This is a genomic window from Nostocoides japonicum T1-X7, assembly GCF_001046855.1.
Lineage (GTDB): Bacteria > Actinomycetota > Actinomycetes > Actinomycetales > Dermatophilaceae > Nostocoides > Nostocoides japonicum.
In genome coordinates this window covers 2764744-2777052 of the sequence record NZ_HF570958.1, presented here as the reverse complement: position 1 = coordinate 2777052, position 12309 = coordinate 2764744, and the positions used below count along the sequence as shown (strand labels likewise).

The 12309-nt window shown below is 73.2% G+C and carries 15 protein-coding genes; 4 read left to right on the top strand and 11 right to left on the bottom strand.

What is annotated here, in order from left to right; genetic code table 11:
• The 6 genes from BN12_RS12415 to BN12_RS12390 form a co-directional block, all read right to left on the bottom strand.
• A partial coding sequence (locus BN12_RS12415; protein WP_200901209.1) for a DegT/DnrJ/EryC1/StrS family aminotransferase occupies positions 1–575 on the bottom strand: 575 nt, incomplete at its 3' end.
• Entirely contained in the window at positions 572–1633 is a 1062-nt protein-coding gene (locus BN12_RS12410) for an SDR family NAD(P)-dependent oxidoreductase (protein WP_083454618.1), read from the bottom strand. The genes BN12_RS12410 and BN12_RS12415, both read right to left, overlap by 4 nt.
• The gene (locus BN12_RS12405; protein ID WP_048552877.1) at positions 1630–2688 is read right to left on the bottom strand and encodes a sugar phosphate nucleotidyltransferase; all 1059 of its coding nucleotides are present in this window, start codon (positions 2686–2688) and stop codon (positions 1630–1632) included. Before BN12_RS12405 ends, BN12_RS12410 begins: the two co-directional genes overlap by 4 nt.
• Positions 2685–3869: a UDP-N-acetylglucosamine 2-epimerase gene (gene neuC / locus BN12_RS12400; protein ID WP_048552876.1), complete on the bottom strand. Its 1185-nt coding sequence runs from the start codon at positions 3867–3869 to the stop codon at positions 2685–2687. The genes BN12_RS12405 and neuC overlap by 4 nt, the downstream gene beginning before the upstream one ends.
• The gene (locus BN12_RS12395) at positions 3866–4915 is read right to left on the bottom strand and encodes an N-acetylneuraminate synthase family protein (RefSeq protein WP_048552873.1); all 1050 of its coding nucleotides are present in this window, start codon (positions 4913–4915) and stop codon (positions 3866–3868) included. Before BN12_RS12395 ends, neuC begins: the two co-directional genes overlap by 4 nt.
• Positions 4912–5562 (bottom strand): NeuD/PglB/VioB family sugar acetyltransferase, encoded by a 651-nt coding sequence (locus BN12_RS12390; protein WP_048552872.1) that lies wholly within the window; start codon positions 5560–5562, stop codon positions 4912–4914. Before BN12_RS12390 ends, BN12_RS12395 begins: the two co-directional genes overlap by 4 nt.
• Positions 5563–5612: 50 nt before the next feature.
• On the opposite strand from BN12_RS12390, the gene BN12_RS12385 reads away from it, so the two are divergent.
• From BN12_RS12385 to BN12_RS12375, 3 genes are read left to right on the top strand one after another with little or no spacing between them, the layout of a single operon-like run.
• Positions 5613–6365 carry an acylneuraminate cytidylyltransferase family protein gene (locus BN12_RS12385; RefSeq protein ID WP_048552871.1) on the top strand — a complete coding sequence of 251 codons (753 nt, stop codon included), beginning with the start codon at positions 5613–5615 and terminating at the stop codon, positions 6363–6365.
• A 48-nt stretch (positions 6366–6413) separates the two neighbouring features.
• On the top strand, positions 6414–7109 hold the full coding sequence (locus tag BN12_RS12380) for a hypothetical protein (protein WP_200901208.1): 696 nt from the start codon (positions 6414–6416) through the stop codon (positions 7107–7109).
• A 10-nt stretch (positions 7110–7119) separates the two neighbouring features.
• The gene (locus BN12_RS12375) at positions 7120–7644 is read left to right on the top strand and encodes a hypothetical protein (RefSeq protein ID WP_048552868.1); all 525 of its coding nucleotides are present in this window, start codon (positions 7120–7122) and stop codon (positions 7642–7644) included.
• A 32-nt stretch (positions 7645–7676) separates the two neighbouring features.
• Here the strand turns inward: BN12_RS12375 and paaE are convergent, their stop codons facing one another.
• Genes paaE through paaA form a run of 5 tightly spaced genes read right to left on the bottom strand, consistent with a single transcriptional unit; the run spans position 7677 to position 11619 of the window.
• Positions 7677–8780 carry a 1,2-phenylacetyl-CoA epoxidase subunit PaaE gene (gene paaE, locus BN12_RS12370; protein ID WP_048552866.1) on the bottom strand — a complete coding sequence of 368 codons (1104 nt, stop codon included), beginning with the start codon at positions 8778–8780 and terminating at the stop codon, positions 7677–7679.
• A 2-nt stretch (positions 8781–8782) separates the two neighbouring features.
• Positions 8783–9328 carry a 1,2-phenylacetyl-CoA epoxidase subunit PaaD gene (gene paaD, locus BN12_RS12365; RefSeq protein ID WP_048552864.1) on the bottom strand — a complete coding sequence of 182 codons (546 nt, stop codon included), beginning with the start codon at positions 9326–9328 and terminating at the stop codon, positions 8783–8785.
• 5 nt (positions 9329–9333) lie between these two features.
• Complete coding sequence (paaC, locus tag BN12_RS12360) at positions 9334–10335, bottom strand: 1,2-phenylacetyl-CoA epoxidase subunit PaaC (protein WP_083454617.1); 1002 nt, start codon at positions 10333–10335, stop codon at positions 9334–9336.
• 10 nt (positions 10336–10345) lie between these two features.
• The gene (gene paaB, locus BN12_RS12355; protein ID WP_048552863.1) at positions 10346–10639 is read right to left on the bottom strand and encodes a 1,2-phenylacetyl-CoA epoxidase subunit PaaB; all 294 of its coding nucleotides are present in this window, start codon (positions 10637–10639) and stop codon (positions 10346–10348) included.
• The gene (gene paaA / locus BN12_RS12350; protein WP_048552862.1) at positions 10636–11619 is read right to left on the bottom strand and encodes a 1,2-phenylacetyl-CoA epoxidase subunit PaaA; all 984 of its coding nucleotides are present in this window, start codon (positions 11617–11619) and stop codon (positions 10636–10638) included. Before paaA ends, paaB begins: the two co-directional genes overlap by 4 nt.
• 184 nt (positions 11620–11803) lie before the next feature.
• Here paaA and BN12_RS12345 point away from each other — a divergent pair, with 184 nt between their 5' ends.
• Complete coding sequence (locus BN12_RS12345) at positions 11804–12202, top strand: nuclear transport factor 2 family protein (RefSeq protein WP_048552861.1); 399 nt, start codon at positions 11804–11806, stop codon at positions 12200–12202.
• Positions 12203–12309: the final 107 nt, after the last annotated feature.

Sequence of the window (12309 nt, the reverse complement as noted above, 5' to 3'; positions counted from 1 at the left end):
CCCCCCCCCCCCCAGCCGGCACCGAGCGACTCGGCGGCGTCCTCCACGACCGGGACGCCGTGGCGCGCGCAGGCGGTGAGGACCGGCTCGAGGTCGGCCGGCTGGCCCAGGGCGTGGACGACCTCGAGGGCCGCCGGCTGCCGCGCTCCGGCCGCGGCCCGTCGATCGAGCTCCGCGACGACGAGGGCGGGGTCGAGGTTCCACGTCGCGGCGTCGGAGTCGACGAGGCTCGGCGTGGCTCCGATGTAGGCGATGGGGTTGACCGACCCGACGAACGTGAAGTCCGCGCACCACACCTCGTCGCCGGAGCGGACGCCGAGGACGAGGAAGGCGATGTGGAGGGCGGCGGTGCCGCTGGCGCAGGCCACCGCGTGCCGAGCGCCCACCCGGGCGGCGAACCGCTCCTCGAACTCGGCGACGTACGGTCCCACGGAGGACACGAACCCGGACTCGACGGCGCGGAGGATGTACTCGCGCTCGCGGGCGCCGATGTTCGGCACTGCGAGAGGGATGTCCCGCTGAGCGCCGGGTGCCCCCGAGGTGTCGGACCCGAGACGGGGCTCGGCGCCGCTCATCGGTGGTAGCGCCGGACGCGGGTCGGGTCGACGCGGTGCCGGAGCCAGTCCGCGGTCCGGGACAGACCGTCCTCGAGCGAGACTCGCGGCCGCCACCCGAGCGCCTCATCCGCGAGGGTGGGGTCGGAGAGCAGCACCTGGACCTCCGAGGTCGTCGGCCGCAAGCGGTCCGGGTCGGTGACGATGCGCGCCGTCGACCCGGTGACCTCCCGGCACAGCTCGACGACCTCGCCGATCGAGACCGCGCGACCCGTGCCGAGCTGGATCGTCGTGCCCGGCTCCAGGTCGGCGACCGCTGCCCGCAGGAACCCTTCAGCGGTGTCGGCGACGAACGTGAAGTCACGTCGCGGCGTCGTGTCGCCGAGATGGACCTCGTCCGCGCCCGCGAGGAGCTGGGTGAGGACGGTGGGGATCACCGCACGAGGTGACTGCCGCGGGCCGAAGGTGTTGAACGGACGCAGCGTCGTCACGGGCGTGCCGAAGGAGAGCGCATAGGCCTCGCACAGCTTGTCGGCCCCGATCTTCGTCGCCGAGTAGGGCGACTGGCCGCGGAGGGGGTGGCCCTCGGTGATGGGCACGACGTCGGGTGTGCCGTACACCTCGGAGGTGGAGGTGTGGACCAACCGCGGTGTCCCGTGCCGCCGCACCCCCTCCAGCACGTTGAGGGTCCCGATGACGTTGGTCTCCACGTAGGAGCGCGGCGCCTGGTAGGAGAACGGGATGGCGATGAGGGCGGCGAGATGAAGGACGGTGTCGGTCCCTTCGACGCTCGCCGCGACGTGTTCGGCGTCGCGGATGTCGCCGAGCACGACGTCGGCCCGTCCCTCGTCGAGCGCCGCCGTGAAGTCGGCCGACTCCTCGAGCCAGCCGATGGTCCCGTTGCTCGTGTAGAGGCAGAAGGCGCGGACCCGGGCGCCGGCGGCGAGGACACGCTCGACGACGTGGCTGCCGATGAACCCGTCGGCGCCGGTGACGAGGACCGTCCGGCCCTCGAGGACGGTCGGGTCCTCGAGGACGCTGGGGTCCTCGGATGCGGCTGCCGACGGCGCGTCGCTCACAGCTCTCCCTTCGCTCGGGCGTGGTCGCGTGGCGTCCCCACGTCGATCCAGTCCTCACCGATGCCCCAGGCAGCGACCGGGTAGCCGCGGGCGAGGCATTGGTCGATGAGCCACGGCATCGTACTGGCCTCTCCCTCGGGGAGAAGGTCGATGATCTCCGGCTCGACGGCATACACGGCCGCGTTGGTCTCGAGGGAGATCGTCGGCTTCTCGGTGATGCACCGGACGAGGCCCTCGGGACTCGTCTCGACGACGCCGAACGGCACCTCGTGCTGGTAGGAGCGCACCGCCATCGTCACGGCGGCGCCGTGGGCCCGGTGATGGTCGAGCAGGGCCCGGGCGTCGTACTCGACCATGAGGTCGCCGTTCGTCACGAGGACGGGATGGCCGAGGTCGGCCTCGGTGTTCCTGAGGAGCCGAAGCGATCCCGCTGTCCCCAAGGGGGTTCGCGGCTCCTCGCGGAGGTAGTGGATGGAGCAGCCGAGGCCCGAGCCGTCGCCGAGATGGCTCTCGATCCGCTCGGCGAGATGGTTGACGCTGACGTACACGTCGCCGATGCCGTCACCGACGAGGCCGAGGATGATCCAGTCGAGGATGGGCCGTCCGGCGACGGTCATCAACGGCTTGGGGGTATGCCGGGTGAGACGCCCGAGGCGGGTTCCCGCCCCGCCGGCCATGACGACCGCGACGTTGGGCAGTCGCTCGTTGCGGACGACGTCGGAGAGGGTGTGCAGGCCGACGATCCGGTTGTCGGCGTCGACCTCCGGGACGGCCGAGATGCGCAGCGCCCGCATGAGGTCGAGGACGAGCGCCCGCCGCGAGCCCGCGGAGACCACCTGCGGGGAGGTCGTGGCGTACGGCAGGGCCGCGTCCTCGAGGGTCGCGCCGCCGAGCAGGGCACGGCGCAGGTCGCCGTCGGTGACGACTCCCGCGACGCGGCGCTCGTCGTCGACGAGGACGCAGAGCGACGACGCGAGCCGGTCGATGACGAGAGCGACGTCGCGCAGCGTCGCGTCGGTCCGGGCGCAGGCCTGGTCGAGGTCCTCGGCGGTCACCGCGTCGCCTCCGTCCGGTCGACGAACCCCTTCGCACGCGGCGCGGCGGGAGCCGAGCGGACGACGTCGACGACGGCAGCGGCAGCGTGCCCGTCGCCGTAGGGGTTGGCCGCCGGGAGGGGCGGTCGCGCGGCTTGACCCGGGCCCAGACCGAGGACTGCGTCGAGGGCCGCGCCCACCGCGACGCGACCCTCGTCGGCATGGACGACGCCCGGCCCTCGGAGCCGACCCCGCTGCCGGTCGCCGACGTCCACCGCGGGGACGCCGACGCTCGCCGCCTCGATGATGCCGGACGAGGAGTTGCCGACGACGACGTCCACGCCGGACAGGACGAGCGGGTAGTCCCGCCCCAGGGACTCGCGGACGACGACCCGGTCGTCGTCGACGACCTCGGCGATGGCGGCGAGGATCTCCTCGCGTCCCGGGTCGAGGCCGGGATGGGTCACGACGACCGTCCCGCACCGGTCGATGGTCGCCGCGAGTGCACCGGCGGCCCAGTCCCGCAGCGGTGCGGACTCGACCGCGGTGGGCGGGTGGTAGGTGAACAGGGCGACCGGCCGGACGACCGGCCGGCCGATCGCCGCCGCAAGCGTCTCCTCGCCGGGCCGCGACAGCCCGACGAGGCGGTCCAGCCCCGGTGCTCCCGTCACATGGACCCGCGCGGCGGGCTCGCCCAGGCCGAGGACGCGACGCGCCGCGTCCTCGGATGCGACGCAGTGCTGGTCGGCGAGCTTGGTCACCGCGTGGCGCACCCGGTCGTCGACGGCGCCCTCGGTGACCTCGCCACCGTGGAGATGGACGACCCGGACCCCGGCGAGGACGGCCGGCGGCACGACGTGGAGCAGCTCCCAGCGATCGCCGAGGACGACGAGGACGTCGGGCCGGCTGTCGAGCATCCAGCGTGCCGCGCCCGCGCCGAGACGTGCACCGTGCTCGAGGACGGCGGTCGCCTCGACCGCACCGGCGACCGGGGCGGCGAGGCCGACGACGCGCCACGGCGGTCCGCCCGTCGGGCGGTCGGGCAACCGCGTCGCGAGCTCGTCGGCGCCGAAGGCGACCCCGGTGAGCACCGTGAGGTCGATGTCTGCGCACTCGCGGAGGGCCTCGAGGACCGAGCCGAGCGGGCCGAGGTCGGCCCGCGTCCCGACGAACACCGCGACGGAGATCCGATCCGTCGTCACGACAGGGCCTCTCGCGTGAGATCCGTGGGTCGCACGGGCTCCCCTGCCGCGACGGCCGTGCGGAGCCGCGCGCCGACGAGGAGATCCCCCGGGGTGGCGCCGCCCTCCGGCCGGAGGAGGACGAGGTCGTCCTCCTCCAGAACCGTCCCGGCCGGCAGGGCACGCCGGGCGTGCCAGCTGCGGCGTACGAGGGGCGCGTTGTCCTCCTCGGACGGCATCCGCCGCTTGCGGCCGTCGCCCAGTGCCGTGGCGAGCGCGCGGCATGCCGCGACGTAGGCGGCGAGCTCGCCGGGCTCGGCCGAGGCGGCGTGGTCCGGCCCCGTGAGCGTGCGGTCGAGGGTGATGTGCTTCTCGAGGACCGCGGCTCCGAGGGCCACCGCTCCCAGGGCGCTCTCCGGCCCCGTCGTGTGATCCGACCAGCCGACGGGCACGCCATGGCGCTCCGCGAGGCGGGGGATCACCCGGAGGTTGCAGTCCGCGAGAGGTGCCGGGTATGCCGACACGCAGTGGAGGAGGACCAGTCCCGGCGCCCTCGAGCACGCGGCGACAGCCGCGTCGACCTCCGCCTCGTCGCCCATCCCCGTCGAGACGAGCAGCGGCAGGCCGAGATCGGCCAGTGCGCGCAGGAAGGGCGTGTTCGTCAGCTCCCCGGAGGCGATCTTGAGCGCCGTCATGCCGAGGCCGACGAGCAGCTCCGCGCTCGGGAGGTCGAAGGGCGTGCTGAGGAAGGCGAGGCCGCGCTCCGCGCAGTGGTCCCGCAGCTCGGCCCACACCGCGTCGTGCAGGGCGAGGCCCGCAAGGAGGCTGTGCTGGTCGAGGGCGCCACGCTCCTGCTGGTACGGCGTCGCCCCGGCGTGCCGGGCCGCGAGCAGATCCGGGTGGAACGTCTGGAACTTCACGGCGTCGGCCCCCGCGTCGGCGGCAGCGTCGACGAGCCGATGCGCGAGGTCCGGGTCGCCGTTGTGATTCACCCCGACCTCGGCGATGACGAGGACGTCGCCGGCGCGGGGCACCGTCACGGTCCCGATCCGCACGGGTGCGCTCATCGCGATGCCTCGAGTGGCCGCGCCGGCATGCCCGTCACCGTGCCCCCGTCCGCCACGTCGGCGGTGACGACGGCTCCGGTGCCCGCGACCGCTCCCGCTCCCACCCGAACCCCCGGCAGCAGCCGGACGCCCGCGCCGATGAGCGTGCCCGGTCCGACCCGTGCCGCACCGAGGATGGTGGCGCCGGGTCCGACGTGACTGCCGTCGCCCACCACGGCATCGTGCTCGACGACCGCCATGGTGTTGACGACGACGGCACGTCCCAACGTCGCATACGGACCGACGTGCGCGTGCTCGAGGACGACGACCCCGGGGCCGAGCGACGCGGTCGAAGCGACCGTCGCGGTGCGGGCGACGAGGGCCGGGACGCGCAGCCCGGCCGACTCCGCCCATCGCAGCAACTCCAGGCGGCGCGTGTTGTCGCCGATGCCGAGTGCCACGAGCGACCCGGTGCGTACGGCGGTCTCGGCGAGCTCAGCATCGCTGCCGAGGACGGGGACGGACCACGCCGGGCCACGTGCCTCGCCGCAGACGCCGACGACCGTGTCGCCCCGCCGCTCGATGACGTCGAGGAGGGACCTGGCATGCCCGCCGGCACCGAGGACGAGCCATCGCGCCGCGCCGCCGGACGCGAGGGCCTCTGACATGATGACACCGTATCGTCAGGCACCTCGGCCATCTCGTGGAGGCAGATCCGGTGGATGGGCTCCGCGTCTTGGCCGTCGTCCCCGCGCGTGGCGGATCCAAGGGCCTGCCCGGCAAGAACGTCCGGCCCCTCGCCGGCCTTCCGCTCGTCGCTCACTCCCTGCGTGCCGCCGAGGCGATGCGGACCGTGACGCGCTGTGTCGTCACGACGGACGACCCGCTCATCGCCGAGGTGGCTCGGGCCTACGGCGGGGACGTCCCCTGGCTGCGACCCGCGGAGCTGGCCACCGACGAGACGCCGATGGCGCCCGTGCTGCGCCACGCGCTCGCCGCCGTGGAAGCGGAGGAGGGAACGTCATACGACGTCGTCGTGCTCCTCGACCCCACGAGCCCGGCGAGGGTCCCGGAGGAGATCGACGACGCGGTCGAGCTCCTCGTCTCGGCACCGACGCTGGACGGCGTCGTGTCGGTGTCCGAGCCGTCGTTCAACCCCGTCTGGGTCGGGGTGCGGCGATCCGAGGATCCGTCGGTCGTCGAGCGCTACTTTCCGGAGGGGGCGGGCATCACGCGGCGCCAGGACGTGGACCGGTACCTGCGGATCAACGGCAACTTCTATGTGTGGACGGCGGACTTCGTCCGGCGGCTCGAGGTCTCCTGGTTCGACGAGGGGCGGCACGGGGCGGTCGAGATCCCCGAACGGCGGGCCTATGCCATCGACGAGGCGGCCGAGTTCGAGGATCTCGAGGCGGCGCTGCTCGACGGCCGGCTCGCGTTGCCCTGGCTCGATCCGCCCGACACTCCGTGACCGGGTATCGCACCGGCCCGTGACGTCGCGGGTGGCACGATGTCGTCCGTGCGCAGGGGCGATCTCGAGCGGACCCGGGAGGAGCAGTGGTGTCAGATCCGCGGCTATCTCCTGGCTTACGCCGACCACGCGCCACCCCGGAAGGTGGCGGTCGTCGGGAACGCGCCCCTCGAGCCCCATGAGGAGCGCGTCGCCGAGATCGACTCGGCGGACCTCGTCATCCGGGTCAACTCCCTCATGCTCGACGACCCCGGCGCCCCACCGACCCTCGGGACGGCCTGCCACGCCGTCGTCCTGTCGCGCGCCACGGCCCTGACGCCGTGGGTCCTGCGCGACTACCGGCGCCGCGCCTACCTCGTCCCGCAGGCGGGGTTCGTCCAGTACCGGCCCGGGGACACGATCGGCCTGCTGCTCCACGCGGACTTCTGGCCACCGGACCTCGGGGCGATGCCGCTCCCGAACGCCGTCGTCAAGGCGCGGGCGGTTCGCGCGCTCGACCCCGGGGCGCGGCCCGGCTCGCTCATCCCGACGACGGGGACGACGGCCGTCTTCCTCGCCCACGAGATGTTCCCCGACGCCGACCTCGTCGTCGTCGGCTTCTCGTTCCTCGACGATGCGGAGCAGACGTCGTGGTCGCATCACTCCGGGGGCCACACGAAGGTGAACTGGCAGCACCGGCTCGACCTCGAGGCACGGCTGTTGCGGTCCTGGATCGACGACGGCAGCGCGCGGGCGCTGCCGTGAAGGAGGAGCCATGGTCGACAGAAGCATCACCGCGTCCCCGGTGCGGCGGGTCCGGGGGTGGCTGGGGCGCACCCGGGCAAGCGTGGTCGGAACCCGCGGACTCCATGCGCGCGCCGCACGCCAGGCGAGCGAGCTCACCCGGCTGCGGGAGCGGACGGCCGTCGTGGAGAAGGGGCTCGCCGCCCAGCGTTCGACGCTCGAGAAACAGGCTCGGCGGCTGAAGGAGCTGCAGGACCGCGTGTCGACGCTCGACCGCGCGCTGACCCTCCGGACCGTCGAGCACGGCCGGCGTGAGATCCAGTTCGGGACGATCGAGGAGCGGCTCGGTGCCGTCGAGGAGCGGCTGAGGGACGGCCGCCTCGTCCCTCTCGACGCATCGGAGGCGGAGGCCCGTGACCTGCTGGAGGAGGTGCGTGCCGAACATGCCCGCCTTCGCGCCCGGATGCAGATCGTCAGCGGCTATGAGGAGCGGCTGCGTCGCGTCGAGGAGTCCGTCGCCGAGCTGTACGACGGCGACCCTCGCCACCTCGTCTGACGGCCCGCGTCCGCGGATCCGTCTGCGAGGGCTCAGGCGTCGTAGTCGACGGTCACCCGGTCCGAGACCGGCAGGGTCTGGCAGGTGAGGACGAACCCGGCCTCCACCTCGGCGGGCTCGAGGGCGTAGTTGCGGAGCATGTCGACCTCGCCGTCGCGGACGAGCGCGCGACACGTGCCGCACACGCCGCCCTTGCAGGCGAACGGCACGTCGGATCGGGTGGCCCGGGCGCCGTCGAGGATCGTCTCGTGGCGCGATATCGGAGCGGTCGAGGTGAGCCCGTCGATGGTGACCGTCACGTCGCTCGTCGCCCCGTCGGGAACCGCGCGCGGGCGATGGAGCTCGGGTGGTGGCTCGTCGACGTAGAAGAGCTCGAAATGCGTTCTCTGCGTGGGAATCCCGAACTCGGCGACGACGGCGCGCGCGTCGTTGATCATCGCGAACGGACCGCACAGCCAGACGTCGTCGATGTCGTGGATCGGGACGAGCGCCCCGATGAGCGTGCGGAGCCGGTCGGCGTCCAGCCGCCCCGAAAAGAGCTCGACGTCGCGCGGCTCGCGGGAGAGGACGTGGACGAGCTGGAGCCGGGTCTCGTAGCGGTTCTTGAGGTCGGCGAGCTCCTCGGCGAACATGACCGACCCGGTCGTCCGGTTGCCGTAGAGCAGGGTGACCTCGGTGTCCGGGTTCGCGAGGACCGTCGTCGCGATGGACAGCACGGGCGTGATGCCGGAGCCGGCCGCGACGAGGAGGTGGCGGCCGCCGGTGTGCCGCTCGGCGCGGAAGCTGCCCGACGGCGTCTGGACCTCGATCTCGTCGCCGGGCCGGATCTCGCGGACCAGCCAGCGGGAGAAGAGCCCGCCGGGGATCTCCCGGACGCCGATGCGCGGCGCGGCGCCGGCCGGCGCGCAGATCGAGTAGGTCCGCCGGTGCTCGACCCCGTCGATGACCCGGCGCAGCGTGAGGGACTGGCCCGCCGCGAAGTCGTACTCGGCGGCCAGCTCCTCCGGCACCGCGAAGGTCACCGCGGCGGCGTCGTCGGTCAAGGGCTCGACGGAGCGCACGGTGAGGGTGTGGAACGCCCCCGTGCCGCGCGAGCGGGCGGGAGCGCCGGCCGCGGCGGTCGCCGTCACGGTCATCGTCAGATCTCCTTGACGTGCTCGAAGGGCTCGAGGCAGCGCTCACAGCGGTAGAGCGCCTTGCACGGGGTGGCGCCGAACTCCGAGGTGAGGCTCGTGCGGGTCGAGCCGCACGTCGGGCATCGGGCGACGCGGTGGACGGGGCCGAGGGTGAGGGGGACGGGGCCGGCGGCGCGTCGCGGTGCCGGCCCCGGAGGTGAGATGCCGTATGCCGCGAGGGCGGCCCGCCCGGCGGGCGTGATCCAGTCGGTCGACCACGGCGGGCTGAGGACGACGCGGACCGTCACCCGATCGAACCCCTCCTCCCGCAACGCCCGCTCGAGGTCGTCGCGCATCGTCGCCATCGCGGGGCACCCGGAGTAGGTCGGCGTGATGGCGACCGACACCCCACCGTCGGCGTCGATCGTGACGTCGCGCAGGACTCCGAGATCCTCGAGGGTGAGGACGGGCAGCTCGGGGTCGCGGACGGTGCGGGCGACCGCGTATGCGGCGTCCCGGCGGGCGTCGACGCCGGCCGGGGAGTGTGGGGAGAGGAGCGCGGGTGGCATACGACTCACCACCGGCCCGTGGGGTGCGCGCGGGCGACGACCTGCATCTCGCCGAGGATCCTCGACAGCGCCTCGGTGTGCATGCCGTCGCGCCCGAGGCGGCCGTCGACGGCGGTCATCGGGGATCGCTCCGGTCGGTCCAGGCCGGCGACGGCGAGGACCTGGTCGAGGACGACGTCGACCTCGGCCTCGGTCGTGCTCGGGTCGACCCCGACGCCGGCCTCGGCGAGCCGGCGCTCGACGGCGTGGGCCGTCGTGAGCTCGGCCCGCAACGGCCACATGCGGTCGAGGCCCGCCACCAGCCGGCGCCGGGACTCCTCGGTCCCGCCCGCGAGCGTGACGAACCACCGGGCCGCGTAGTCGCGGTGGTAGGCGACCTCCTTGACGCCCTTGGCGGCGACGGCGGCGAGGACGTGGTCCCGGCTGCCGCGCAGCCGCTCCAGGAGGGCGAGCCGAGCAGTCGAGAAGAGGAGGAGCTTGACGACGGTCTGCGCGAAGTCGCCGTTCGGCGTCTCGACGAGCCGGACGTTGCGGAACGCCCGATCGTCGCGGAAGAACGCGAGGGCGTCCTCCGGGGGGACGGGCGAGCCCGCCGGAAGGGCCGGGACGAGGGCAGGATGGGCCGCGGCCGCGCGGGCGAGGAGGAGCCGTGCCTGGCCGAGGAGGTCGAGGGCGATGTTCGACAACGCGATGTCGTCCTCGAGGTCGGGCGCGTTGCTCGACCACTCGGACAGCCGGTGGGAGGCGATGAGCGCGTCGTCGGCGAGCATGAGGCAGTACACGCCGAGGTCCTCGCCGCCGACCCCCTGGGGGATCGTCGTGTCGACGCCGGCGAGAGGGTCCTCGAAGTCGGTCCCGAAGGCCCAGTGCGACGGGTCGCCGCCGAGGAGGGCGTCGTAGACGCTCCCGTGGGCGTCGGAGGGGTTGGGCGCGGGGTGCGACGGGTGGTGGGCCACGCCGGTGCTCTCCGTCGCGACCGCGGGTGTCGGGCTCTCGTGGGTCGTCATCCGCCGGTCCTCACATGTGGGGGACGGTGTCGGGGATCTCGTAGAAGGTGGGGTGCCGGTACACCTTGTCGCCGCTCGGGGCGAACATCGGGTCCTTCTCGTCCGGGCTGCTCGCCGTGATGTCGGCGCTCCTCACGACCCAGATGCTCACGCCCTCGTTGCGCCGGGTGTAGACGTCACGGGCGTTCCGGACGGCCGTCTCGGGGTCCGCGGCGTGCAGCGACCCGACGTGGACGTGGTTGAGGCCGCGCTTCCCGCGGACGAACACCTCGTAGAGGGGCCACTCGGCCCGGATCTCGCTCACCGCTCCTCCCCCTCCCGTGACGCGCCCAGGACCGCCGAGCGGGCGGCATACGCCGTCGCGGCCTCCCGGACCCACGCCCCGTCCTCCCACGCGCGTCGCCGGTGGGCGACCCGCTGGGCGTTGCACGGTCCGTTGCCCTTGACGACCCGCATGAACTCCTCCCAGTCCGGCTCGCCGAAGTCGTGGGCGCCGCGCTCCTCGTTCCACCGCAGCTGCGGGTCGGGGAGCGTCACGCCGAGCACCTGCGCCTGCGGGACGGTCATGTCGACGAACCGCTGCCGCAGGTCGTCGTTCGTGTTGCGCTTGATGCCCCAGGCCATCGACCGGGCGGTGTTGGGGGAGTCGGCGTCGGGCGGGCCGAACATCATCAGGGCCGGCCACCAGAACCGGTCCACCGACTCCTGGACCATCTCCCGCTGCGCGTCGGTGCCCTGCATCATCGTCATGAGCAGCTCGTAGCCCTGGCGCTGGTGGAACGACTCCTCCTTGCAGATCCGGATCATCGCCCGCCCGTAGGGGCCGTAGCTCGTCCGGCACAGCGGCACCTGGTTGCAGATGGCGGCGCCGTCGACGAGCCAGCCGATCGTCCCGACGTCGGCATACGAGAGCGTGGGGTAGTTGAAGATCGAGGAGTACTTCTGGGCGCCGCTGAGGAGCTTCTCGGTGAGCTCGTCGCGGGACGTCCCGAGCGTCTCCGTCGCCGAGTAGAGGTAGAGGCCGTGGCCCGCCTCGTCCTGGACCTTGGCGAGCAGGATCGCCTTGCGGCGCAGGCTCGGCGCGCGCGTGATCCAGTTCCCCTCCGGCTGCATCCCGATGATCTCCGAGTGCGCGTGCTGGGCGATCTGGCGCACGAGCGTCGCGCGGTAGCCGTCCGGCATCCAGTCGCGCGGCTCGATCCGCTCGTTGCGCGCGATGACGTCGTCGAACTGCGCCTGCAGGGCCTCGGCATCCGGGGCCGCCTCGGGTGTCACCGTCGACATACCGCCTCCAGACAGGCTCGCCGATCATCCTCACCGGTAATTACTGACCGATCGGTTGGTAATAGTCTGGCACGGATGCCGCCGGTCCGGCAAGCGACTGCTCGCGGCACCCGGACCGGGTCGCTCCGGTGGCATACGCTCGGCGCATGTCAGGGATGCCGCCGGGAGGGCGGGGAGAGCCGTGATGGGGCCCGACCAGCTCGTGGCCGCCTACCTCGAGGCGCTGGCGGCCGGTGACGTCGAGGGCATCACATCCCTCTTCGCCCCGGGCGGCCGCGTCCACTCGCCGTTGTACGGCGTGCTGCCCGCCACGGAGTTCTACCCGGCGCTCTTCGCCGACACCCGGCGCTCCGTGCTGCGCCTGAGGCAGACCCTGCGGGGCGAGAGCACGGTGGCCTTCTGGTTCGACTTCGAGTGGGTGCTCGGCGACGGCACGCCGGCGCCGTTCACGGTGGTGGACGTCGCCGAGCTGGACCCCGACGGCCGCGTGACGGACTTGCACATCACCTATGACACCTATCCGCTCCGGGGCGCGTGGGAGCAGCAGCGCGCAACCCCCGGCCCGGGAGCCGACGCGGAGTGATCGTCGGCCGCCCTTACCTCGATCGGGTGAGGGGGCGCGTGGGTCGAGGTATGTGGAGACGTCGGCGTGGGGTGGGGTTACCTCGATCGGGCGAGGGGGCGCGTGGG